The 22910-nt window shown below is 65.4% G+C and carries 22 protein-coding genes; 17 read left to right on the top strand and 5 right to left on the bottom strand.

Annotated features, from left to right (window positions below):
- Window positions 1-42: 42 nt before the first annotated feature.
- Window positions 43-2505, bottom strand: a complete 2463-nt coding sequence (hrpB, locus tag ACVMIM_RS06705; RefSeq protein WP_476111308.1) for an ATP-dependent helicase HrpB — start codon at window positions 2503-2505, stop codon at window positions 43-45.
- Between the two features lie 37 nt (window positions 2506-2542).
- Complete coding sequence (locus tag ACVMIM_RS06700) at window positions 2543-3433, bottom strand: DMT family transporter (protein ID WP_476111307.1); 891 nt, start codon at window positions 3431-3433, stop codon at window positions 2543-2545.
- Between the two features lie 25 nt (window positions 3434-3458).
- On the opposite strand from ACVMIM_RS06700, the gene ACVMIM_RS06695 reads away from it, so the two are divergent.
- The 15 genes from ACVMIM_RS06695 (at window position 3459) to ACVMIM_RS06625 (ending at window position 17574) form a co-directional block, all read left to right on the top strand.
- Window positions 3459-4157, top strand: coding sequence for a PIG-L deacetylase family protein (locus tag ACVMIM_RS06695; RefSeq protein WP_476111306.1), 699 nt, complete (start codon window positions 3459-3461; stop codon window positions 4155-4157).
- Window positions 4158-4390: 233 nt separating this feature from the next.
- On the top strand, window positions 4391-5722 hold the full coding sequence (locus ACVMIM_RS06690; RefSeq protein WP_476111305.1) for an ABC transporter substrate-binding protein: 1332 nt from the start codon (window positions 4391-4393) through the stop codon (window positions 5720-5722).
- A 121-nt stretch (window positions 5723-5843) separates the two neighbouring features.
- Window positions 5844-6791 carry a carbohydrate ABC transporter permease gene (locus tag ACVMIM_RS06685; protein ID WP_040993696.1) on the top strand — a complete coding sequence of 316 codons (948 nt, stop codon included), beginning with the start codon at window positions 5844-5846 and terminating at the stop codon, window positions 6789-6791.
- The gene (locus ACVMIM_RS06680; protein ID WP_476111304.1) at window positions 6788-7738 is read left to right on the top strand and encodes a carbohydrate ABC transporter permease; all 951 of its coding nucleotides are present in this window, start codon (window positions 6788-6790) and stop codon (window positions 7736-7738) included. The genes ACVMIM_RS06685 and ACVMIM_RS06680 overlap by 4 nt, the downstream gene beginning before the upstream one ends.
- A gap of 217 nt (window positions 7739-7955) precedes the next feature.
- Complete coding sequence (locus ACVMIM_RS06675) at window positions 7956-8159, top strand: hypothetical protein (protein WP_476111303.1); 204 nt, start codon at window positions 7956-7958, stop codon at window positions 8157-8159.
- 2 nt (window positions 8160-8161) lie between these two features.
- Window positions 8162-9268 (top strand): ABC transporter ATP-binding protein, encoded by a 1107-nt coding sequence (locus ACVMIM_RS06670; protein ID WP_476111302.1) that lies wholly within the window; start codon window positions 8162-8164, stop codon window positions 9266-9268.
- A complete protein-coding gene (locus ACVMIM_RS06665) occupies window positions 9261-10274 on the top strand; it encodes an ABC transporter ATP-binding protein (protein WP_476111301.1) in 1014 nt (337 codons plus the stop codon). The genes ACVMIM_RS06670 and ACVMIM_RS06665 overlap by 8 nt, the downstream gene beginning before the upstream one ends.
- A gap of 59 nt (window positions 10275-10333) precedes the next feature.
- Window positions 10334-11974 carry a dihydroxyacetone kinase subunit DhaK gene (locus tag ACVMIM_RS06660; protein WP_476111300.1) on the top strand — a complete coding sequence of 547 codons (1641 nt, stop codon included), beginning with the start codon at window positions 10334-10336 and terminating at the stop codon, window positions 11972-11974.
- Window positions 11975-11984: 10 nt separating this feature from the next.
- Complete coding sequence (dhaL, locus tag ACVMIM_RS06655) at window positions 11985-12587, top strand: dihydroxyacetone kinase subunit DhaL (RefSeq protein ID WP_476111298.1); 603 nt, start codon at window positions 11985-11987, stop codon at window positions 12585-12587.
- A complete protein-coding gene (gene dhaM, locus ACVMIM_RS06650; RefSeq protein WP_040993682.1) occupies window positions 12584-12973 on the top strand; it encodes a dihydroxyacetone kinase phosphoryl donor subunit DhaM in 390 nt (129 codons plus the stop codon). Before dhaL ends, dhaM begins: the two co-directional genes overlap by 4 nt.
- Window positions 12974-12992: 19 nt before the next feature.
- Window positions 12993-13295: an HPr family phosphocarrier protein gene (locus ACVMIM_RS06645; RefSeq protein WP_040988690.1), complete on the top strand. Its 303-nt coding sequence runs from the start codon at window positions 12993-12995 to the stop codon at window positions 13293-13295.
- 41 nt (window positions 13296-13336) lie between these two features.
- Window positions 13337-14911, top strand: coding sequence for a phosphoenolpyruvate--protein phosphotransferase (gene ptsP / locus ACVMIM_RS06640; RefSeq protein ID WP_476111296.1), 1575 nt, complete (start codon window positions 13337-13339; stop codon window positions 14909-14911).
- A 7-nt stretch (window positions 14912-14918) separates the two neighbouring features.
- Entirely contained in the window at window positions 14919-15350 is a 432-nt protein-coding gene (locus ACVMIM_RS06635) for a hypothetical protein (protein WP_476111294.1), read from the top strand.
- A gap of 23 nt (window positions 15351-15373) precedes the next feature.
- Window positions 15374-16360: a dihydroxyacetone kinase subunit DhaK gene (gene dhaK, locus ACVMIM_RS06630; RefSeq protein ID WP_476111292.1), complete on the top strand. Its 987-nt coding sequence runs from the start codon at window positions 15374-15376 to the stop codon at window positions 16358-16360.
- Window positions 16361-16548: 188 nt separating this feature from the next.
- On the top strand, window positions 16549-17574 hold the full coding sequence (locus tag ACVMIM_RS06625) for a nucleotidyltransferase family protein (RefSeq protein WP_476117124.1): 1026 nt from the start codon (window positions 16549-16551) through the stop codon (window positions 17572-17574).
- A gap of 16 nt (window positions 17575-17590) precedes the next feature.
- On the opposite strand, the gene ACVMIM_RS06620 is transcribed toward ACVMIM_RS06625, so the two are convergent.
- The 3 genes from ACVMIM_RS06620 to ACVMIM_RS06610 are packed head-to-tail and all read right to left on the bottom strand — an operon-like array spanning window position 17591 to window position 19286.
- The gene (locus ACVMIM_RS06620; protein ID WP_476111290.1) at window positions 17591-18571 is read right to left on the bottom strand and encodes a serine kinase; all 981 of its coding nucleotides are present in this window, start codon (window positions 18569-18571) and stop codon (window positions 17591-17593) included.
- Window positions 18568-18999 carry a lasso peptide biosynthesis B2 protein gene (locus ACVMIM_RS06615; RefSeq protein ID WP_476111289.1) on the bottom strand — a complete coding sequence of 144 codons (432 nt, stop codon included), beginning with the start codon at window positions 18997-18999 and terminating at the stop codon, window positions 18568-18570. The genes ACVMIM_RS06620 and ACVMIM_RS06615 overlap by 4 nt, the downstream gene beginning before the upstream one ends.
- Complete coding sequence (locus ACVMIM_RS06610) at window positions 18999-19286, bottom strand: PqqD family protein (RefSeq protein WP_040994441.1); 288 nt, start codon at window positions 19284-19286, stop codon at window positions 18999-19001. Before ACVMIM_RS06610 ends, ACVMIM_RS06615 begins: the two co-directional genes overlap by 1 nt.
- A gap of 454 nt (window positions 19287-19740) precedes the next feature.
- On the opposite strand from ACVMIM_RS06610, the gene ACVMIM_RS06605 reads away from it, so the two are divergent.
- Window positions 19741-21648, top strand: a complete 1908-nt coding sequence (locus ACVMIM_RS06605) for a propionyl-CoA synthetase (protein WP_476111287.1) — start codon at window positions 19741-19743, stop codon at window positions 21646-21648.
- Between the two features lie 122 nt (window positions 21649-21770).
- Entirely contained in the window at window positions 21771-22850 is a 1080-nt protein-coding gene (locus ACVMIM_RS06600) for an acyltransferase family protein (RefSeq protein ID WP_476111286.1), read from the top strand.
- Window positions 22851-22910 lie beyond the last annotated feature (60 nt).

Raw genomic sequence — 22910 nt, 5'->3', positions numbered from 1 at the left:
GTCAAGGATTACAGCCGCAGGAGCGGAAACGATAGAGCTTCGTCAAGTCCCGCGCGGCTTGGCGCGGCCGGTGGCGGCGGCCAGAAGCGGGTTTTCCGGCCAGACATGCTTCGGATAGCGGCCGCGCATGTCGGTGCGCACATCGGCCCAGGAGCCGCGCCAGAAGCCGGGGAGGTCGCGCGTCGTCTGGATCGGCCGGTGCGCCGGCGAAAGCAATTCCAGCGTCAGCGGCACGGTGCCGTTGGCGATCGCCGGATGACGGTCAAGGCCGAACAGCTCCTGCACACGGATCGAAAGCACCGGCCATTCGCCGTCATAGCGGATCGGCACGTGGCTGCCGGACGGCGCGTCGAAATGGGTCGGCGCCAGCGCGTCGACCTTGCGCTGCAGGTCGTGCGGGACCAGCGCCATGAGCGCCGAAGACAAAGTCGCCGGCTTGATTGCCGCGAAGGATGCGTCGCCGGCGAGAAACGGCAGGAGCCAGTCGTCGAGCCGGTCCAGAAGCGCGGCATCGGAAACGTCCGGCCAGGGCGCGCCGAGGCCGCGATGTAGCCAGCCGAGCCGCTGACGGAGCGTCTCCGCCTCCTTGCCCCAGTCGAGCAGCGACAGGCCATGCTCGCGCAAAGCATCGAGAATGGCGCGGTCGGCATCCGCGCCGGACGGCGCCGGCAGCATGCGCTCGGAAAGCGTGATAGCGCCGAGCCTGGCAGTCTCGCGCATGCGCACGGCACGGCGCTCGCGGTCGAAGCTCGCCTCGCGCTTGGTCTCGATGCGGTCGGCGAGGGCGGCGCGGATATCCGCTTCTTCAACAGGGGCGGCGGCGGTGATGCGGGCGTTCTGCGCCTTGCCCTGGAGGTCGGCGATGACGAGCCAGGTTTCACTGGCGAGCGGATCGGCGGCGTCGACCATTGCGCCCGAGCCGTTGGCAAGCACGAAGCGGCCTCGCTCGCCGCGCGCCCTTGCCACGCGATCCGGCCAGGCGTGGATGAGGAGGGCGCCGGCGGAGGCCGCCTCGCCGCCCTGCCCGCCACCGGCCTGCCTGGCCAAACGCTCGGCGAGCTGCCTGGCGGCATTGGCGCGGGGGGATTTCTCGCCGCGAAAGCGGATCAGACGCCGCTCCAGATCGGCGCTGTCGCCGCCCAGCCCGCGCTCGGTCAAGAGCACGGCAAGCATCGCCGCTTCCAGCGTATGGCCGGTCTTCGCCGCTTCGGCCACCATATGCGCCAGCCGCACCGGCAGCGCCAGCTTGCGCATGGCGGCGCCCGCCTCGGTCAGCCGAGCGGCGTCATCGATGGCGTGCAGGGCCTTGAGCAGCGCCCTCGCCTCGTTGAGCGCCGGGGCCGGCGGCGGATCGAGGAAGGAAAGGCCCGACGGATCGGCGACGCCGAAGGCGGCGCAGTCGAGCAGCAGGCCGGACAGATCGGCCTCGAGGATTTCCGGCGGCGTGAAAGCGGGAAGCGACGCGGTCTGCTCCGCGCGCCACAGGCGCACCGCCACACCGGCTTGCGTGCGCCCGGCGCGGCCGGCGCGCTGATCGGCCGAAGCCCTGCTGACGCGCACCGTCTCTAGCCTGGTCAGGCCGCTCGCCGGCTCGTAGCGCGGCAGCCGCGACAGGCCGGAATCGATGACGACGCGTACGCCGTCGATGGTGATCGAGGTCTCGGCGATCGAGGTCGCCAGCACCACCTTGCGGCGGCCGGCCGGCGCCGGCCTGATCGCCTGATCCTGCGCCTTGTTGTCGAGCTGGCCGTAGAGCGGAACGACGTCGGTATCGGCCGCGACATTGCCGGAGAGCCGCTCGGCGGTGCGCTCGATCTCGCGCTGTCCGGGCAGGAAGGCGAGCACGCTGCCTTGCTCGCTGCCCAAGGCCGCGCGCACGGCCTTCGCCATGGCGTCCTCGATCGCCGTGCCGGCCGGCCGCTCTTCGTAGCGGATCTCGACCGGAAAGGCGCGGCCCTCGCTTTCGATCACCGGCGCGTCGGACAAAAGCCTCGCAACGCGCGCGCCGTCGAGCGTCGCCGACATGACCAGCAGACGCAGGTCCGGCCGCAGCGCGCCCTGCACGTCAAGCGCCAGCGCCAGGCCGAAATCGCCGTCCAGCGAACGCTCGTGGAACTCGTCGAAGATCACAGCGGAGACGCCGGGCAGCTCCGGATCGTCGAGGATCATGCGCGAGAGCACGCCTTCGGTGACGACCAGGATCTTTGTCCGCGCCGAGGTCCGGTTCTCCATGCGCATGGCGTAACCCACCGTGCCGCCGGGCTCCTCGCCCAGCAACTCGGCCATGCGGCGCGCGGCGGCGCGGGCGGCGAGCCGCCGCGGTTCGAGGAGCACGATCCGGCCCTGCCCTAGCCAAGACGCGTCGAGCAGCGCCAGCGGCACCAGCGTCGTCTTGCCGGCGCCTGGCGGCGCCACCAGCACGGCGCTGTTGCGCCTCGAGAGCGCTTCGCCAAGTGCCGGCAGCACAGCGGTGACCGGAAGCTCCGGCAAGGGTTTCGTCGTCATGTCGCCCGCATATCAGCGGTCGCGATCGCTGCGCAACTCAAAGCCGAGCGCGCGTAAACGGGTTCCAGCGCACGGTGCCAAGCCGTACTTCCTCGCGCACCATGGTCAGGAGGCCAGAGGCGCCGACGACTGCAAGGCCGACCAGCGTCATCGCGTCGGGATGTTCGTTGAAGAACATAGCACCGAGGATGACCGCCCAGACGATCTGCGAATAATGCGTCGGCGCGATGCGGTTGGCGGGTGCATATTTGGCCGCCAGGAGATGCAGCAATTGGCCGCCGGCGGTAAACAGACCGCCCAGGACCAGCCAGCCCAGTTGCCACAGATTGGGAAGCGAAAACGAGGTCGCGGCGGCTCCGGCGCCGTTGAACAGCAGGCCGTAGCCGATCAGCGTGCCCAACATGGTGGTGCGCTTTTCTTGCTGGGCGAGAGAGCGCATCAGGATGACGATGGTTGCCGCGACGAAGGCGTTGGCAAAGGCGGCGAGATGGCCGAGATGCAATTCGCGAAAGCCTGGCCGCACCACCAGCATGACGCCGACAAAGCCTGCAACCACGGCCAGCCACCGCCAGGGACCGACCTTCTCCTTGAGGATGACGGTCGAAAGCACGGTGACGAGCAACGGGGCCAGAAACAGCAGGGCGTAGACCTCCGCCAGCGGAATGGTGGTGAAGGCATAGACGCTGAGCACGCCAGACATGATGCCGGCCAAGGCGCGCGCCTGAACGGCCCACGGCCGCCTGGTGCGCCAGAAATCGCGCCAGCGTTCCTCCTTCGGCCGAGTGAAGAAGAGGAAACAGCCGGCAAGCAAGGTCACGAAGAAACCGATCTCGAAGACGGTCAGTTGCCCGCCCAGACCCTTGATGACGGCGTCGCTGAACGAATAGTTTGCGTAGGCGAGAAGGGCGAGCAGGATTCCGTTCGGCACGATACCATTTTCCGGGAGAGAAGACATGAAGATACTGGCGCTGGGGGCGCATCCCGACGACATCGAGATATTCATGTTCGGTACGCTGGCCGCCTATGCCGCGCAAGGCGCAGAACTGACTTTCGCAATAGCCACCGATGGTGCCAGAGGCGGCATGGGCGACCGCAAGGCGCTTGCCCGTTTGCGGCGCGAGGAAGCGGCCAAGGCGGCGAGCCTGCTCGGCGTCGAGCCGCGCTTCCTCGACTTTCCCGACGGCGAGCTCGTCGCCGACGCCGCGTTCATTGCGGCGCTGAAGGCGCTGATCGGCGAGGTGAAGCCCGATCTCGCCATCACCCATGCGCACTACGATTATCATGGCGACCACCGCGCCCTGTCCGACGGCGTGCGCATCGCCGCGTCCTTCGCGGTGCCGGTGCTGCATGCCGACACGCTCGGCGGCACCGGTTTTTCGCCGACGCACTATGTCGAGATTTCGCACCATTGGGACATCAAGGCGAAAGCGATCCGGGCGCACCAGTCGCAAAGCCCGGAGCACTATGCGCACAGGGCGCGCCTTCAGAACGAGTTTCGTGCCGGCCAGTGCAACGGCGCCTCCGGCGCGCTGGCGGAGGCCTTCCGCTTCGAGCCGATCTTTCCCTTCGCAGACATACGCGCATTGCTGCCGCCGGCGCCACCGATCCGGCCGGTGACGACAAGCCCACGCCCCGCCGCCCCGACCAACTGACGGCAGCAGGACGGAAACGTCCGGCGATCATTTCCCAACGATTTCAATGACACGGCTCGCCATGCTGCGGCGCAGCAACGAATTCGCTTGCGTTGTTTAGTAAAAAGAGCATCACTAAACAAATTACTAAACATCGGCAGCGCATAGCGTGCCTTGTTTAGGCCCTCGGAGGAGCGAGGGTCGAGGGCTCTTGAAACCGTCATCCGGACGCGTTTCGCAAATGGGAGGAAGGAATGAAATCGACCTTGAAACTGGCGTTGGGACTGGCCTCGGCGATCTTTGCGTCGGCAGCCGTCTCGAACGTCGCGCATGCGGAAGACCTGACGCTGTGCTGGGCGGCCTGGGATCCGGCCAACGCGCTCGTGGAACTGTCGAAGGACTTCACCAAGGAAACCGGCATCGGCATGAAGTTCGAGTTCGTGCCGTGGACCAATTACGCCGACCGATTCCTCAACGAGCTCAACTCGCACGGCAAGCTCTGCGACCTGATCATCGGCGACAGCCAGTGGATCGGCGGCGCCGCCGAGAACGGCCATTACGTCAAGCTGAACGACTTCTTCGACAAGGAGAAGATCAGCATGGACGACTTCGTGCCGGCGACCGTGGTCGGCTATTCGGAATGGCCGAAGAACACGCCGAACTACTGGGCGCTGCCAGCCATGGGCGACGTCGTCGGCTGGACCTATCGCAAGGACTGGTTCTCGCGGCCCGAGCTGCAGAAGGAATTCAAGGAGAAATATGGCTGGGATCTCGCCCCGCCGACCACCTTCGACCAGCTGAAGCAGATCGCCGAATTCTTCCAGAAGCGGCAGATCGACGGCAAGACCGTCTATGGTGCCTCGATCTATACCGAGCGCGGCTCGGAAGGCATCACCATGGGCGCCATGGACGTGCTCTACAGCTACGGCTTCCAATATGAGAACCCCAAGAAGCCCTACGAAATGGAAGGCTTCGTCAACTCCGAGAAATCGGTGAAGGGTCTCGAGTTCTACAAGGCGCTCTATGATTGCTGCACGCCGCCCGGCGCCTCCAACAGCTACATGGGCGAAGGCGTCGACGCCTTCAAATCCGGGCAGGTGGCGATGCACATGAACTTCGCCTTCACCTGGCCCGGCCTGCAGAAGGACGAGAATGTCGGCGGCGACAGAATAGGCTACTTCGTCAATCCGAAAGGCCCCGACGGCGACCAGTTCGCGCAGCTCGGCGGCCAGGGCATCTCGGTGGTCTCCTATTCCGACAAGCAGGAATCGGCGCTGAAATACATCAAGTGGTTCGCCAACAAGGACGTGCAGGCCAAGTGGTGGTCGCTCGGCGGCTATTCCTGCCTGAACTCGGTGGTCAAGGACCCGAAATTCCCGTCCAGCCAGCCTTACGCGCAGGCCTTCCTCGACTCCATGGCCATCGTGAAGGACTTCTGGGCGGAACCGAGCTACGCGCCGCTGCTGCAGGCCTCGCAGAAGCGCTTCCACGACTATGTCGTCGCCGGCCAGGGCTCGGCCAAGGATGCGCTGGACGGCCTCGTCAAGGACTGGACGCAGATCTTCCAGGACGATGGCAAGATGTAGTCGGGGCAAGATGTAAAGCTCCTCCCGAGCTTGATCGCAGCGTCCCGTGCCGCCTTGGCACGGGACGCAGTTCAGATAAATTCCATTGTCGAGACTTGACGTGACCGAAGCAGGATTAACCATGCTCGATCGGACTGCGGACAACGTTGCCCGGGCCACACCGGAGCCGTTGGCCAAGAAGATCCGGGGCATCAGCGACAAGGGCCTCGCCTGGCTGTTCATCTCGCCGACGATCCTTTTGCTTTTGGCCATCAACATCTTCCCGCTGTTCTGGGCGATCTATCTCTCCTTCACCAATTACCGGGCCAACCGCCCCAACGAGGTGGTGAAGAATCTGGGGCTCGCCAACTACCGGCGCATCCTCGGCGACCAGGATATCTGGATCGCCATGCAGACCACGGCTCATTTCGTCTTCTGGACGATCCTCCTGCAGACGGTGATCGGCTTCACGCTGGCCTGGCTCATCGACCGCAAATTCCGCGGCCACGCTTTCTGGACCACCATCATCCTGGTGCCGATGATGCTGTCGCCGGCGGTGGTCGGCAATTTCTGGCGCTTTCTCTACGAGCCGCAGATCGGCCTGTTTTCCTACGTCGTCTCCTTCGTCACCGGCATTCCTCCGACGAATGTGCAGATGCTGTCCAATGTCGAACTCGCGCCGTGGGCGATCATCATCGTGGACACCTGGATGTGGACGCCTTACGTGATGCTGATCTGCCTCGCCGGGCTGCGCTCGATTCCCGAATACATCTACGAAGCGGCCGAGGTCGACCGCGCCTCCAACTGGCGTCAGTTCTGGTCGATCACGCTGCCTATGGCGCTGCCCTTCATCATGCTGGCGGTGCTGTTCCGCGGCATCGAGAACTTCAAGATGTTCGATATGGTCAACCTGCTCACCGGCGGCGGACCCGGCTCGACCACCGAGGTCGCCTCGATCACGCTGAAGCGGCAGGCTTTCGAAAGCTGGCGCACCGGCTATTCCTCGGCCTTCGCCATCATCCTGTTCGTCGCCGTGTTCGGCCTCGCCAACATCTACGTCAAGGCCCTCAACAAGGTGAAGCAGAGATGAGCCTGACCACCGCCCATTCCGTCGTCGCCCCGTCGTCGAACGCGAAGCTGATCGCCGGCACGATCATCATAGCCTATGCGCTGATCTCGATCGTGCCGCTGCTCTGGATCTTCGCCACCAGCTTCAAGACGCCGCCGGATTCGATCGCCTATCCGCCGAAGGTCGTCTTCCAGCCGAGCATCGAGGGCTATTGCAACCTCTTCACCACCCGGACCCGCCAGACGCCGGAATACATCAATTCGCTCGGGCCGGCGACCGGCTTCTGCGACGAGACCGTGCGCAAGCGCAACATGGTGATCGCCGGCCCGTCGAACTTCCTGCCGCGCTTTGTCAACTCGCTGATCATCGCCTTCGGCTCGACGTTCTGCGCGGTGTTCCTGGGCACGCTCTCGGCCTATGGCTTCTCGCGCTTCAAGGTGCCGCTCGCCGACGATCTTCTGTTCTTCATCCTGTCGACACGCTTCATGCCGCCGATCGCGGTGGCCATTCCCATCTATCTGATGTACCGCGAGCTTGGCCTCTCCGACACCGCGCTCGGCATGATCCTGCTCTACACCGCGGTCAACGTCTCGCTGGCGGTCTGGCTGCTCAAGGGCTTCATCGACGAGATCCCGCGCGAGTACGAAGAGGCCGCGATGATCGACGGCTACACGCGGCTGCAGGCCTTCTGGCGCACCGTGCTGCCGCAGGCGACGACCGGCATCGCCGCGACCGCCATCTTCTGCCTGATCTTCGCCTGGAACGAATATGCGTTCGCAGCGCTCCTCACCTCAGGCACGGCGCAGACCGCGCCGCCCTTCATCCCGACCATCATCGGCGAAGGCGGCCAGGACTGGCCTGCGGTGGCGGCGGGCACGACCATCTTCCTGGTGCCGATCCTCGTCTTCACCATCCTGCTCCGCAAGCAACTGCTGCGCGGCATCACCTTCGGCGCGGTGCGCAAATGATTGATGTGGGAATAAGTCGACCCCCACTCCGTCGAGCTTCGCTCGACACCTCTCCCCCGATCGGCGGGGGAGAGGAAGGAAGCGAACTTCATTCAGCCTGGCTCCCTTCCTCTCCCTCCGAAGGGGGGAGAGGTGGCGCTGCGAAGCAGCGACGGAGTGGGGGAACCACCTGGCAACCATCTCTCCTCTTAACGGGGGAGAAGAACGGGAGGAACGCATGAGCCGCGCTGTTGTCTCCAAACGCTCCTCCTGGCCCCGCTGGGCAAGGCGCGGCCTGATGGAAAACATCGCGACCGCGATCATCGCGATCGGTTTCCTGATGCTGTTCCAGCCCTTCGCGCTGGCGCTCTACACCTATTCCTTCATCACCATGCTTGCCGGCACGGTGATGTTCATCATCGTCTCGAAATTCCCGGAATAGAGATGGCCGAGATCCGTGTTCAGAACCTGAGGAAGGCCTTCGGCGCATTCGTCGCCGTGCAGGATTCCAATTTCGTCGTCGAGGACGGCGAGTTCTTCGTCATGCTGGGGCCTTCCGGCTGCGGCAAGACGACGACGCTTCGCATGATCGCCGGCCTCGAACTCCCGACCGGCGGCCAGATCCTGCTCGGAGGCGAGGACGTCACCATGCGCCGGGCGCGCGAGCGCGACATCGCCTTCGTCTTCCAACTCTTCGCGCTCTATCCGCATATGAATGTGCGCAAGAACATCGGCTTCCCACTGCTGGCGCAGGGCATGCCTTCGGCCGAGATCCGCAGCCGCGTCGAGGAGACGGCGAAGCTGCTGCGCATCGACCATCTGCTCGACAAATCCGTTTCCGGCCTTGCCGGCGGCGACCGCCAGCGCGTCGCACTCGGCCGCGCCATCGTGCGACGTCCGAAATGTTTTCTCATGGACGAGCCGCTCGGCACTTTGGATACCGAGTTCCGCGATTTGATGGTGCATGAGCTGCGTGAGCTGCACAACCGCATTCATGCAACGACCGTCTATGTCACGCACGACCAGATGGAAGCGATGTCGATGGCCGACAAAATCGCGGTGATGAACCACGGCGTCATCGAGCAGTTCGGCACGCCGCGCGAGATCTACGACCGGCCGGCGACCATGTTCGTCGCGGATTTCATCGGCTCGCCGCCGATGAATTTCTTGAAGTTCGGCGGCGGGCTTGCAAAGGGCGCGAAGGAAATCGTCGTACAGGGCGCCAAGGTGGCGGTGCCGGAGGTGCGCGAGGACGTGGCGCCCGCCGACATGGCGCTCGGCATCCGGCCCGAGCACATCCGCTTCGACGACGGCTCGAAGCTGCGCGGCGCGATCTACGGCACCGAATATCTCGGCACCACCCAGATCGTCGCGGTGGAGACGGCCGACGGCATCATCAAGGCCCGCGTGCCGGCCGGCATCCATCTCAGTCCCGGCGAGCAGGTTGGGCTGACGCTGAGCAGCGCGCGGCTTTCGCTGTTCGAAAAGGGCACTGGACGCGCGGTCAGGACCGCCATGCATGATCAGGCAGCGGAGGCGCGCCATGGCTGATGTCAATCTCCAGGGCGTGACCAAAAGCTTCGGCGAGACCGTCGCGGTCAGCAATCTCGACCTCGCGATCAAGGACGGCGAATTCGTCGTGCTGCTTGGGCCGACCGGCGCCGGCAAGACGACGACGCTCAGGCTGATCGCGGGGCTGGAGCGGCCAGACAGCGGCACGATCCACATCGGCGGCCATGACGCGACGGCGCTGTCGCCGGCCGAACGCGACACCGCCTTCGTCTTCCAGCAATATTCGCTCTACCCGCATCTTTCGGTGTTCGACAATCTGGCCTTCCCGCTGCGCTCGCCGGCGCGGCGTTTTCCGGAGGACGTTGTGCGGCGCCGTGTCGAGGAAGTGGCGCGCATGGTGCGAATCGACCACAAGCTCGACAACCGCTCGACAAGATTGTCGGGCGGCGAGATGCAGCGTGTCGCCATCGGCCGCGCGCTGGTGCGCAAGCCCGCGATCTACCTGATGGACGAGCCGCTCTCCTCCCTCGACGCCAAGCTGCGCGCCGATCTCAGGTTGGAGCTGAAGCGTATCCAGTCCGAGCTCGGCGCCACCATGCTCTATGTCACGCACGACCAGATCGAGGCGATGACCATGGCCGACCGCATCGGCATCCTCGCAGACGGCGTGCTGGTGCAGATCGGCACGCCGCGCGCGATCTATTCCGAGCCGGCGAACCTCCATGTCGCGGCCCGCCTCGGCCAGCCGGCGATCAACCTTTTGCCGGCCGGGCTGCTGCCCGATGGCGGCGCGCCGGCCGGAACGACGACGATCGGCGCCCGCACCGAACATCTCGCGATCGAAAAGGCGATGAACGGCTATGCCGACGGCGTCGTCGACTGGGTCGAGCATCTCGGCGATCAGAACCACCTGCATGTGACGGTGGGGGCGAAGAAGATGGTGACGCTGACCGATCCCGACACGCCGCTCGCAAAGGGGGACAGAGTGACGATCCGCTACATCGCCCCGCTCTACTTTGGCTCGGACGGGCAAAGACTGATGTAGCCGCGCGCCTCAGATATTGGCACCGAATGACGACCGCAGATACGGACTGGACGAAATCCATGAAGCACTTTTTCAACCGCAAGGACACGATCGTCACCGAGGCGCTTGACGGTTTCCTCGCCACGGCGGGATCGGGCACGCTCGCCCGCCTCGATGGCTATCCCGAGATTAAGGTCGTGCTGCGCGCCGACTGGGAGAAGACAAAGGTGGCCGTGGTTTCGGGCGGCGGCGCCGGGCATGAGCCCTCGCATGCCGGCTTCGTCGGCGCCGGCATGCTGACGGCGGCCGTCTCCGGCGAGATCTTCGCCTCGCCCAGCGTCGAGGCGGTGCTGGCGGCGATCCGCGCGACGACAGGGCCGGCCGGCTGTCTGCTGGTGGTCAAGAACTACACCGGCGACCGGCTCAATTTTGGCCTGGCGGCCGAGAAGGCGCGCGCCGAAGGTTTCGCGGTCGAGATGGTGATTGTTGCCGACGACATAGCGCTGCCGGACATCGCTCAGCCGCGTGGCATCGCCGGCACGCTGTTCGTGCACAAGATCGCCGGGCACCTGTCGGAATCCGGGCATGACTTGGCATCGGTAGCCGCGGCGGCCCGCGCGGCGGCTAAGGATATCGTTTCGCTCGGCATATCGCTCTCCTCCTGTTCGATCCCCGGGCAGGCGCATGAGGAGCGCTTCGGCGCTGACGATGGCGAGCTTGGCCTCGGCATCCATGGCGAGCCGGGCGTCGAGCGTATCCCGCTGCAAAGCGCGGGCGCATTCGTCGCCATCATGGCGGAGCGCCTCGCCGCGCGGCTCGATCCCGGCGATCACTATGGCTTGCTGATCAACAATCTTGGCTCGGTGCCGCCGCTCGAAATGTCACTCATCGCCAACGCCGTTTTGTCCTCGCCGCTCGCCAAGGCCGTGACGCTGACGATCGGTCCCGGGCATCTGATGACGGCGCTCAACATGAACGGTTTCTCGCTGTCGCTGCTCAAGCTGGACCCGGCGCGCGAGGCGGCGCTGCTTGCGGCTGTCGGCCCTCATGCCTGGCCACCGGCAAAACCGGTTCGTCAGCCGGTCGTTGTCGCGATGCCCGAGCCTGTTACCGGCACAGCCCCAAAGCCCGCCAGCCGCGATGCGGCCACCGAGCGGCTGATCAGGGCCGCCTGCCAAAGGCTGATCGCGCTCGAAGAGCCCCTCAACGCGCTAGACGCCAAGGCAGGCGACGGCGATACCGGATCGACCATGGCAACCGGGGCGCGCAGCGTGCTCGAGCGCATCGACACCTTGCCGCTTGCCGATCGCGCGGCCACGCTTGCCGCGATCGGCGATGCGCTTGGCACTTCGATGGGCGGTTCCAGCGGCGTGCTTCTGTCGATCTTCTTCACCGCCGCCTCGCAGACTTTGGGCTTTGGCGCAACTCTGCCCAAGGCGCTGCTTGCCGGCCTCGGACGGATGTCATTTTATGGCGGTGCCAGGATCGGCGACCGCACCATGGTCGATGCGCTGGAGCCGGCGCTGAAGGCATTCGACGCAAGCGGGCTGGAAGCAGCCGCCAAGGCGGCGCGGCAAGGCGCCGAGGCAACCGCCGCGATGCGGAAGGCCAAGGCCGGCCGTTCCGCCTATATCGGCAGGCAGCTTGACGTAGCGGACCCCGGCGCCTTCGCCGTCGCCGAGGTGTTCGCTGCCGTGGCGGCGCTGTTCGCTCCGGCATAAAGGACCAAGAATGGCCGCATCCGATTTCTCAAAGCTGATCGCAGCGGCGGCGGACACGATCGCGGCGCATGCCGAGGAATTGACCGCGCTCGACCAAGCGATCGGCGATGGCGACCACGGGCTCAACATGAAGCGCGGCTTCGAGGCCGTGCGCGCCGAGGCCGACGCTTTTTCAGCGAAGCCGCTGCCCGATGCGCTGAAGGCCGTCGGCACCAAGCTGGTGATGACCGTGGGCGGCGCTTCCGGTCCCTTGTTCGGCACGTTGTTCATGGCGCTCGGCAAGGAACTGCCCGCTGTCCCGGATCGCGCTGCGTTGGCGGCGGCATTGGGCAAGGCGATCGAAGCGGTCGCGGCGCGCGGCAAATCGCAGCCGGGACAAAAAACCATGCTCGACGTGCTGCAGCCGGTGTATGAGGCATTGGCGCAAGGCAAGACGGCACGCGAAATCGCCGATGCCGCCGACAAAGCGGCAGAGGCCACGGTGCCGATGAAGGCCCTGCGCGGGCGCGCCTCCTTCCTGGGAGAGCGCTCGATCGGGCATATGGACGCCGGAGCGCGCTCCGCCGCGCTTCTGGTGCGCGCAATCGCGGAAGCCATAGAGGGCAATCGATGAGCAATGTCGGTATCGTCATCGTGTCGCATTCGCCCTTGGTTGCCGAAGGCACGGCCGACATGGTGCGCCAGATGGTGGGCGACGAAGTGCCGCTTGCATGGTGCGGCGGAAACGGCCATGGCGGGCTCGGCACCAGTGTCGAGGCAATCATGGGCGCGATCGACAAGGCCTGGTCGGACGCGGGCGTCGCCATCCTGGTCGATCTCGGCGGCGCCGAGACCAACAGCGAGATGGCGGTCGAGATGATCGGCGAGCCGCGCTCGCACAAAATAGTCGTCTGCAACGCGCCGATCGTCGAAGGCGCGGTGATGGCGGCGACCGAATCTTCCGGCGGCGCCTCGCTCAAGGAAGTGGTGGCGACGGCGCACGAATTGTCGCCGTCGTGAACGAACGGGAATCGACTGAATGTCCGCATCCGCCGAAGCAACGGTCCTGATCACCCACGCGGTCGGGCTTCATGCGCGCCCTTCGGTGAAGTTCACCAAGCTTGCCAAGTCCTTCGCGGCCGAGGTGGAGGTGGCGGTGGCCGCCAACGGCCCCTGGTTCGATGCCAAGAGCATCGTCAAGGTGATGGCGGCGAAAGCGCCGAAAGGGACCATGCTGCATATCCGCGCCAAGGGCGACGGCGCCGCCCAGGCGGTGAAAGCGCTGGTCGACCTGGTACAGCGCGACTTCGACGAGGATGCGGATCATGCCCGGTCGGCTTGAGACCGATTTGCACGACGGCAGGCGCGCAAGGAATGCGAGCCATGCGGGTTGAGGGTATCCCCGCCTCCCCGGGTTACGCCGAAGGCCCGCTGTTCGACCTCGAGCACCCTCCAACCAGCTACAAGGCCAGGGCGAGCGCCGAGGAAGAAAAAGTCGCACTGGTAAGCGCAATCGGCAAAGCCGTCGACCGGCTGGCCGCACTGGTCGAAAGCGCCGATGGCGACGCCGCCGGCATCCTCGAATTCCACATCGCCATGTTGGAGGACGACGCATTGAGCGGCCCGGCCTTGGCGGCGATCGGCTCCGGGCAGCCGGCGGACGCCGCCTGGCGGGCAGCGCTGGACGGCGAGATCGCCGGCTATGAAGCGTCGGACCAGGACTATTTCCGCGCCCGCGCCGCCGACCTGCGCGACATTCGCGACCAGGTGCTGCGGGCGCTGAGCGAAGCCGGCGAAGCCGCGGGGCCCCCCGGCGCGATCCTCTATGGCGAGGACATCGCGCCGACGCGCTTCCTGGAGACCGATTGGAGCGAGGGCGGCGGCATCGCGCTCAAGCGCGGCAGCACCGCCAGCCATGTCGCGATGCTGGCGCGCTCGCGCGGCGTGCCGATGGTCGTCGGTCTCGGCGACGAGGCTCAAACGCTCACCGGTATCGCGCTGCTCGATGCCGAACGCGGCGGGCTCATCTTTTCGCCCTCGCCGGCCGAGATCGAAGCCTTCCGGCAGTCAGCCTCGTCCTTCGCCGACCGTCAGGGCGCGGCGAAGACATTCCTGACGGAGCCAGCGGCGACCAAGGCCGGCACCGCCGTGCGTGTGCAGGTCAACATCGCCTACCCTTCCGATGTCGACGGCATCGATATCGCGACCTGCGACGGCGTCGGGCTGATGCGCACGGAATTCCTGTTCGGCAAGACGCTGCCGGACGAGGAGACGCAATACCGCGCCTATCGTAAGGTGCTGGAATGGGCCGGCGACAAGCCGGTGACCATCCGCACCGTCGATGCCGGCGGCGACAAGCCGGTGCCGGGTTTCACCGTCGAGGAAACCAATCCCTTTCTCGGTCTGCGTGGTATCCGGCTTTCGCTCAAGCGGCGCGATATTTTTCGCGTGCAGATACGGGCATTGCTGCGCGCTGCCATCCACGGCAATCTGAAGGTGATGTTCCCGATGATCGCCATGCCTGACGAGTACGCCCAAGCCGCAGCGCTGTTCGCCGAAGAAGGAGTCGCGCTTGCCGCGCAAGGCGTGGCTCACAGGCTTCCGCCGCTCGGCATCATGGTCGAGGTGCCATCCGTGGCGCTGGCGCCGGAGGATTTCGCCGACGTCGCCTTCTTCTCGATCGGCTCCAACGACCTGGCGCAATATGTGATGGCGGCCGCGCGAGACAACGCAGCCGTGGCGCATCTCAATTCCGTCCGCCACCCAGCCGTCCTGCGGCTGATCGCTGCGATCACGACCTTCGGGCGGGAAAGAGGTATTCCAGTGAGCCTCTGCGGCGACGCCGGCGGCGATCCGGCAGCGATCCCGGCGCTGCTCGAAGCGGGCCTGCGCGACCTGTCGGTCGCTCCTGCGCAACTCGCCATGGCCAAGGCGGCCATTGCGGACGTTTCGGTCTAAGCGCTGCATGGCCAAGACTGCCAAGATACAGGAAGTTGGCTCAGAAGAGGCGATCCGCGCCTATAAGACGATCCTGTCGCAAGTGATCGACCAGCGCCCGTCGGGCATGCGCCAGCGCCTTGCCGACGCGCTCGGCAAGCACCGCAGCTTTGTCACGCAGATTTCCAGCCCGGCCTATTCGATCCCGATCCCGTCAAAGCATCTGCCGTCCATCTTCTCGGTCTGCCACTTCAGCCAGGCCGAGCGCGACCAGTTCATGGCCGCCTATCACCAGGCCCATCCCGGCAAGGCGCCCGCGGCCTCGGGCCAGCGCAAGACACGCCATGTCTCGCTCATCGTGCCGGATTTCGGCGACGACAGGCAGAACGCCGCGCTGGACCGGGCGATCAACGAGTTCATCCAGAAGATCACCAGCATCGCCGGCAAGGGCAGCGGCTAGCGCGGGAGCATGGGAGGACTGCCATGAAGAAATTCATCAATTCGGTGGACACGGTGCTGGCCGAAAGCCTCGATGGTTTTGCGGCGGCTCATGCCGACATCCTCGTGCTCGGCGAGGACCACAAATTCATCCGCCGCAGAGAGCTGAAGCCCGGCAAGGTGGCGCTTATCTCGGGCGGCGGCTCGGGCCACGAGCCGCTGCATGGCGGGCTGGTCGGCCACGGCATGCTCGACGCCGCCTGCCCCGGCCAGGTGTTCACGTCGCCGACGCCCGACCAGATGCTCGCCGCCGTCGAGGCTGTCGACACCGGCGCGGGCTGCCTGTTCATCGTCAAGAACTACGAAGGCGATGTGATGAATTTCGATATGGCGGCCGAGATCGCGGACGGTGTGCTGCAAGTGGTGACCAATGACGACGTCGCGGTCGAGAATTCATCCTACACGACGGGGCGGCGCGGCGTGGCCGGCACGCTGGTGGTGGAAAAGATCGTCGGCGCCGCGGCCGAGCAAGGCATGGCATTGCCCGCGCTCAAGGCGTTGGGTGATGGCGTCAACGCCGCGACGCGCTCGATGGGCGTGGCGCTGACCAGCGGCACGGTGCCCGCCGCCGGCAAGCCGACCTTCGAGATCGGCGACGGCGAGATGGAATTCGGCGTCGGCATCCACGGCGAGCCCGGCCGGCGGCGCGACGCGCTGAAGAGCGCCGACGCCATCGCCGAGGAAGTCTGCGCGGCAATTGCCGGTGACTTCGGCGGCCGCGCCAAAGGACCAGCGCTGCTGTTCGTCAACGGCTTCGGCGGCACGCCGTCGATGGAGCTCTATCTGATGTACAACAGCGCCCGCAGAATGTTCGAGAAACAGGGCGTGACGGTGATCCGCTCGCTCGTCGGCTCCTATGTGACCTCGCTCGACATGGCCGGATGCTCGATCACACTCACCCTGCTCGACGACGGCATGGCGGCGCTGTGGGACGCTCCCGTACACACCGCAGCGCTGCGCTGGGGGATGTAGAACAATTCCAGGAAAATGTGAGCGGTCAGGCTTGGCGCCTTCGCCATAGCCTTCCGCCCGGAATTGCGAAAAACAAAAAGATAGAGCGGCTCGCCGTTTCCGTGAAACGGTGACCGCTCTACCCATCGCTGGCATCGCTAGTGCTTTTCTGGCAAGCATGCGTGGAACCTGCCGCTGTTGCCTGAATGATGCTGCCCGAGCTTTCGCCTGCCCAGGAAAGACTGCTGATCAACCTTGCGGACCCGGAGGCACCCGCCGATTGGGACAAGGGGGTTTCGGCGGGCGGCCTGCTGGCGCTGCTGGCCAATGCCGAGTTCCACGGCGTGTTGCCGATCGTGCTGCGCAAGCTACGGGAACGCGGCGAGGCCAATCTGCCGAAAGACGCGGGCCTGCTGCAAAAGCTTGCCGAGCTGCGCGACCAGATGACGACGGTGACCGGGCAGTCGATGCTGCTGCAATATCACGGGGACCGCATCATGAAGGCGCTGACGGCAAAAGGCATCCCGGCCCGGATCGTCAAGGGGCCGGTGTTCGCGCGCAGGCTCTATCGCCAGCTTGCCGACCGGCCGTTCACCGATATCGACATCCTCGTCGACCCCGCCAGCGTCGAGGCGGCCAACCGGACGATCGCCGAATGCGGTTTCGAGCTCGGCAGCGGCGAGGCAGAGTCGCATGAGCTGCAGGAATTCAAATGGCTGGAGAAAGAGAACTCCAGCCTGCTGATCGAATTGCACGGCAATCTGGTGCACGACACCGGCATGCGCAGACGCCTGTCGCTCGGATTTCGTGAGCTGCAGGCGATCGACAAGGGCGAGACCGACACGCCGGCGGCGCTGCTCACCATTGCCATCGTCCATGCCGCAGGCGGCCACAAATTCCACCGGCTGCAGCTCTGCGTCGACGTGCTGCAAGGCGTGCGGGCGCTGAGATCGCCGGAAGACGAAGCGCGCCTGCTCGAGGCCGCCCGCGTGACCGGCATCGAGCTCGAGCTGGTGACGGTGCTCAACGTCACCGGACGCCTGTTCGCCGCGCCGCGCGCTATCGAGCTCGCCAACCGCATCAAGCCGGATCTGTCGATACGGCTGGCGAAATGGCTGATCACCGGCAACATGCTGCTTCGCGTCAATTCCCGCGAAAAGCTGCGCTCGCGCCTCAGCCGCGACGCCTTCCGCTGGGTACAGAGGCTGGCACGGCCGCGACTTTATCCAGCCTGAGCGCGGGAAGCAGACCTCAGACACCCACCGTGGCGCGGATCAAATCCGCCGCCTCATCCGGCCTTGCTCCGACCTCCAGCGTGAAGGTCGGCACCGCCTTCACCAGGGCCGCGATCATGGCCATGCGCCTTTTCTGCAGCGACAGCAGGCCGGTCATGCCGGTTCGTACATTGTCGGTAGCCAAAGCCACCATGGTGTCGGTCCTGGCCATGGGCAGCAGCCGGGTCTGGGCGTCGGCCGAGCGCGCGAGATGCAGGAGTGCGGCGACGGGCCTGGCGCGCACATCCTCGACGCGAATGATTTGGCCGAGGCAATCCAGCGAAACGGACTGCTCGCCCTCGGCGTCCCAGGTCTCGCCCAGGCAAGGCGCGACGAAGGGCAGCATCGCCGCCGTCTTGCGGTGGACCTTCACTTTGCGCGGCATACCCCAGGCCGCGGCCCCGTCCGCTGTCGCCTTGAGGACCATGACGTCGTCCGAGCAGAGGCCGAAACCCTGCGAGGCAAGCGCCAACGACGTCGTCGACTTGCCCGTGCCGCTTGGCGCATGGATAAGAACCAGGCCGTCCTTTCCGGGCAGAGTGAGACCCGCGGTGTGCAGCATGTGCTGGCCATCCGCATCGAGCGCCGCATCCAGCACCATCATCAGCAAGGTCCACTTGATCTTGCTGTCGGGATGGAGCCTGATTTCGGCCCGGCGCTCGCCGTCGCGGATCGACAGCGTCTGCTGGCCCGGAAAGACGAGATGGAAGACGCTTCCGGCGTCGATCATGCGGCAATGGCCATCCAGCGGCACGTCGCCGTCGAAAGCCAGATTTCCTTCGGGGTTCTCCTGCAACTCAAGCGTTTCGACGATGTCGACGCGGAAACCGGGCGGGACAGGCTCGTTCACACGCAGGGCGCCTAGCATCAGGTCGAAGCTTGGCCAGAGATCGGCGCGCGCGGCTGTGATGCCTATGACCTGGCCGTCAAGGTCGTAGCGGAAAGTCTGGTCGCTCAAGCGGCTGGCGCTTTCATCCTGGCCGGGTGGCGGTAGATCTCCACCATGCCGGGCTGGCTGTCGCTGACCACCGGCTTGCCGTCGAGGCAGACCCAGCAATGCGCTGACAGGCGAGGCTCGTGCATCGATTTGGCATCGACCCCGAAACGCAGCTCCGGGTCGAGACCGGCCATGCGCAGAAAGCGGAAACCGAGCAGACCTTCCCGAAGGCATCTGCGGTCGCGCATCAGCCAGGGGCGCCGCACCGTTCGTTTGACGCGGTGGACGATGTAGGTCCACGGCAAGTCGCGGTAGGGCGCAGCCGACTGCAGCGGCGCCAGCTTCAACACGCTTTCGAAATCGCGCCGGCCGACCAGCACCGGCATCAGCCGCGCGCTGAGCCACAAATGGACGCGGAACAGGACGCGCAGGACCGGTCCGTCGGTCATCACGCGCCCGGGTCGGCGAGGATGCCTTCAGCCACCAGCTCGGCGGCCAGTTCGGCCATATCCTGGTCGAGCGTTGCCTTGTCGACCTCGAATTCGTCCGACAGCAGGTTGACGATCTGGTTGAGGTTGCGCGCGCCGTTCACCTTGTCGAGAAAGGCCTCGGTCGTGTCGTTGCAGGTGTAAAGCTGACCGCTGCGCGCCAAAAGCACGACGGCGCCATCGCCGACATGCTGCACGGACGCATCGTCCGCCATCCGAAGCACCGTTTCAGAGCCGATTTCAGCCATCTGCCCGCTCCCTTCGCCGAAGAGCAATTAGCGCGGCGCCGCGAGGCTGTCCATCGGCATGGATGGCGAAGGGGCGGATCGACCCAGCAGGCCTGCCCGCCGCGAGGCGAATATTAGCGAAGTCTTGCCTTCTTGCCCTTGGGTAAGCTATGAGTCCGCCGGGTTTTGGGGAGTGATCTGTATGCGTTACAATTGGGAACGGGCTCCGACGGCGTTCGAGCGCCATCGGAAGGCGCTTGCGGCGGCCATCCTGATCGCGGGCGGCGTCGGGCTGATGCTGGCGGCGCTGCCGCTTTAAGCCGGCTTAGATCACGGACAGTGACAGCGACGTCTCCACCGGAGGCGCCGAACAGAGACGTTTGCCGGCGATGTCGACCAAATGCAGGAAGACATGGCCGCCACGCGCGGCTTAGTCTATGGCAGGGCGGCAGAACGTTTCTTGGGAGGAAGGCGGATGGCCTCACGCTATCACGAAGTCTATGAGGGCTGGAAACGCGACCCCGTAGGATTCTGGGCCGAGGCGGCCAAGGCGATCGACTGGTACAGGCCGGCCGACAAGGTCTTCGACCCGACGCAAGGCGTCTATGGCCGCTGGTTCGTCGGCGCCTCCTGCAACACCTGCTACAACGCAATCGACCGCCATGTCGCCGGCGGCCGCGCCGACCAACTGGCGCTGATACATGACAGCGCGATCACCGGCACGATCCGGACATTCACCTATGCCGAATTGAAGCGCGAGGTCGTCGCGCTGGCTTCGGTGATGAGGCATCGCGGCGTCGGCAAGGGCGACCGCGTCATCATCTACATGCCGATGGTAGCTGAAGCGGCCATCGCCATGCTCGCCTCGGCGAGGCTGGGCGCGGTGCATTCGGTGGTGTTTGGCGGCTTCGCCTCGCATGAGCTTGCCACCCGCATCGACGACGCCAAGCCGAAGCTGATCATCTCCGCATCCTGCGGTCTGGAGCCTGGACGCGTGGTCGCCTACAAGCCGCTGCTCGACAAGGCGATCGAGATGTCGAAGCACAAGCCCGACGCCTGCCTGATCCTGCAACGGGAGCAGCTGCGCTGCGAGATGAAGGACAATTACGACTTCGACTATGCGGACGCAGTGGCCCGCGAGCGGGCCGCCGGCGCCAATGTCGATTGCGTGCCGGTGCAGGCCACCGACCCGCTCTACATCATCTACACCTCCGGCACGACCGGCCAGCCGAAGGGCATCGTGCGCGACAATGGCGGCCACATGGTCGCGTTGAAATGGACCATGGACAACGAGTTCGGCGTGAAGCCCGGCGAAGTGTTCTGGGCGGCGTCGGATGTCGGCTGGGTGGTCGGTCATTCCTACATCGTCTACGGACCGCTTCTGCATGGCTGCACGAGCGTGCTCTTCGAAGGCAAGCCGATCGGCACCCCGGATGCCGGCACCTACTGGCGGGTGATCTCGCAGCATGGCGTCGTGGCGCTGTTCACCGCGCCGACCGCCTTCCGCGCCATCAAGGGCCAGGATCCCAAGGGCGAGTTCGTGCCGAAATACGACCTATCGAAGTTCCGCACTTTGTTCCTCGCCGGCGAGCGCGCCGATCCCGAAACGATCAAATGGGCGGAGCAGAAGCTCGACCGTCCGGTCGTCGACCATTGGTGGCAGACCGAGACCGGCTCGCCGATGACGATCAACCCGGCGGGCCTGGGTCTTTTGCCGGTGAAATACGGCTCGCCCGGCGTGCCGATGCCGGGCTACGACATCCGCATCCTCGACGATGCCGGGCACGAGGTGGCGCGCGGCACGCTCGGCAATGTCGTGGTGAAGCTGCCGCTGCCGGCCGGATGCCTGCCGACGCTGTGGAATGCCGATGCCCGCTTCCGCCAGGCCTATCTGGAAGAGTTCCCGGGCTACTACAAGACAGCCGACGCCGGCATGATGGACGAGGATGGCTATCTCTATGTGATGGCCCGCACCGACGATATCATCAACGTCGCCGGGCACCGGCTCTCGACCGGCGCCATGGAAGAGGTTCTGGCGGCCCACCCCGACGTCGCCGAATGCGCGGTCGTCGGCATTGCCGATGCCATGAAAGGCCAAGTGCCGCTCGGCTTCGTCGTGCTCAATGCCGGCGTGTCGCGCGATAGCGGCGCGATCGAAAGCGAGGTGGTGGGGCTGGTGCGCGAGCGGATCGGCCCGGTCGCCGCGTTCAAGACCGTGGTGACGATCAAGCGGCTGCCCAAGACCCGTTCCGGCAAGATCCTGCGCGGCACGATGCAAAAGATCGCCGACAAGGAGGAATGGACGATGCCGGCGACCATCGACGATCCCGCGATCCTCGACGAGATCGCGGCGGCGCTGAGGGGACGCGGCATCGGGTTGTAGCCGCCCGGCAGACGGCCGCGTTAAGGACGGATTCACCAATTTGTCCCGCACCGCAATCGTTTGTTGTGCGATGCAGCAACAGACTTTAAAGTTTGCATGGGGGGCCATACCGAAGGCACGGCATGGCTCAGCAAAAGACGACATTCGGCGGCATCGACATCCTGCGTTTCCTGGCTGCCATCATGGTGATGTTCTATCACTATGGCTTCTGGGTCTGGGCTTTCCCCGATGGCATTTCGGCACGCGCCACCGGCGGCATCCCGACCCATCCCGAAATGGCCTTTGCCGGCTCCGGCTGGGTCGGCGTGCAGGTGTTTTTCGTCATCAGCGGCTTCGTCATCGCCTTCAGCGCCGAGAACGCGACGCCGCTGAAATTCTTCGAAGCGCGCTTCCGGCGGCTGGTACCGGCGGTCTGGATCTGCGCGCCGATCTCCGCGATCGTCCTGCTCATGGTCGGCCTCTCCTGGCCGACGGATGCCGTGATCCGTCTCGTCCGCACCGGGCTGTTCGTGCCCTTCGAGCCATGGGTGGACAGCGTCTACTGGACGCTCGGCATCGAGATCGCCTTCTATGCCATCGTCTGGGTCCTGCTGCGGCTCGGCCGCTTCGACCTGATGGAACCGGTCGCCATCCTCATCGGCCTGGTCAGCACGCTGTTCTGGTGTCTCTATTTCGCCTTCGGCTGGACCGGTCTTGCAGAGATCCGCTGGCTGCAGCTGACGCTGGTGCATCACGGCGCGTTCTTCGCCGTCGGCGTGCTTCTATGGCTGATGCGCTTCAAGGCGCTGACCCTGCCGCGCCTCGCCTTCACGGCCCTGTTCCTGTTCGCTGGCGCACTGCAGATCGCGAGCTCGGTCGACGTGCACGCCGTCAAAGTCGGAGCCGCCATGCCTTACGCGACGCCGATCGCCGTTTTCCTGGCGGCTGTCGCGCTGATGGCATGGTCGCTGCAGCTCGACCTTTCCTGGCGCGGCTGGCGGCGGATCGGGCTGATGACCTATCCGCTTTATCTGGTCCACGATGTCGTCGGCGCGGCGATGCTCGGCGCTCTGATGCGCGCCGGTACGCCCTATCTGGCCGCTATTCCCCTTGTCGGCGCCGCCATGATCGCGGTGAGTTGGCTAATTGCGGCGGAGGCCGAGCCGCGCATCCGGCTGTTCTTCGACCACACGCTGTTCCGTTATCGGTTGAAGGCCGCCTGACGACGCGACCGCCGATCGCGCGCCGGTGTGGAATTGTTTGCATTCGGCATGATATCGAGG

The organism is Mesorhizobium sp. USDA 4413 (assembly GCF_056280365.1).
This window is presented reverse-complemented; position numbering and strand designations above follow the sequence as displayed.

Excerpts from the sequence above, each read along its gene's own strand:
- hrpB (WP_476111308.1), bottom strand. The coding sequence starts at position 2,505 with ATGACGACGAAACCCTTGCCGGAGCTTCCGGTCACCGCTGTGCTGCCG.
- ACVMIM_RS06695 (WP_476111306.1), top strand. The coding sequence starts at position 3,459 with ATGAAGATACTGGCGCTGGGGGCGCATCCCGACGACATCGAGATATTC.
- ACVMIM_RS06690 (WP_476111305.1), top strand. The coding sequence starts at position 4,391 with ATGAAATCGACCTTGAAACTGGCGTTGGGACTGGCCTCGGCGATCTTT.
- ACVMIM_RS06685 (WP_040993696.1), top strand. The coding sequence starts at position 5,844 with ATGCTCGATCGGACTGCGGACAACGTTGCCCGGGCCACACCGGAGCCG.
- ACVMIM_RS06680 (WP_476111304.1), top strand. The coding sequence starts at position 6,788 with ATGAGCCTGACCACCGCCCATTCCGTCGTCGCCCCGTCGTCGAACGCG.
- ACVMIM_RS06675 (WP_476111303.1), top strand. The coding sequence starts at position 7,956 with ATGAGCCGCGCTGTTGTCTCCAAACGCTCCTCCTGGCCCCGCTGGGCA.
- ACVMIM_RS06670 (WP_476111302.1), top strand. The coding sequence starts at position 8,162 with ATGGCCGAGATCCGTGTTCAGAACCTGAGGAAGGCCTTCGGCGCATTC.
- ACVMIM_RS06665 (WP_476111301.1), top strand. The coding sequence starts at position 9,261 with ATGGCTGATGTCAATCTCCAGGGCGTGACCAAAAGCTTCGGCGAGACC.
- ACVMIM_RS06660 (WP_476111300.1), top strand. The coding sequence starts at position 10,334 with ATGAAGCACTTTTTCAACCGCAAGGACACGATCGTCACCGAGGCGCTT.
- dhaL (WP_476111298.1), top strand. The coding sequence starts at position 11,985 with ATGGCCGCATCCGATTTCTCAAAGCTGATCGCAGCGGCGGCGGACACG.
- dhaM (WP_040993682.1), top strand. The coding sequence starts at position 12,584 with ATGAGCAATGTCGGTATCGTCATCGTGTCGCATTCGCCCTTGGTTGCC.
- ACVMIM_RS06645 (WP_040988690.1), top strand. The coding sequence starts at position 12,993 with ATGTCCGCATCCGCCGAAGCAACGGTCCTGATCACCCACGCGGTCGGG.
- ptsP (WP_476111296.1), top strand. The coding sequence starts at position 13,337 with ATGCGGGTTGAGGGTATCCCCGCCTCCCCGGGTTACGCCGAAGGCCCG.
- ACVMIM_RS06635 (WP_476111294.1), top strand. The coding sequence starts at position 14,919 with ATGGCCAAGACTGCCAAGATACAGGAAGTTGGCTCAGAAGAGGCGATC.
- dhaK (WP_476111292.1), top strand. The coding sequence starts at position 15,374 with ATGAAGAAATTCATCAATTCGGTGGACACGGTGCTGGCCGAAAGCCTC.
- ACVMIM_RS06625 (WP_476117124.1), top strand. The coding sequence starts at position 16,549 with ATGCTGCCCGAGCTTTCGCCTGCCCAGGAAAGACTGCTGATCAACCTT.
- ACVMIM_RS06615 (WP_476111289.1), bottom strand. The coding sequence starts at position 18,999 with ATGACCGACGGACCGGTCCTGCGCGTCCTGTTCCGCGTCCATTTGTGG.
- ACVMIM_RS06610 (WP_040994441.1), bottom strand. The coding sequence starts at position 19,286 with ATGGCTGAAATCGGCTCTGAAACGGTGCTTCGGATGGCGGACGATGCG.
- ACVMIM_RS06605 (WP_476111287.1), top strand. The coding sequence starts at position 19,741 with ATGGCCTCACGCTATCACGAAGTCTATGAGGGCTGGAAACGCGACCCC.
- ACVMIM_RS06600 (WP_476111286.1), top strand. The coding sequence starts at position 21,771 with ATGGCTCAGCAAAAGACGACATTCGGCGGCATCGACATCCTGCGTTTC.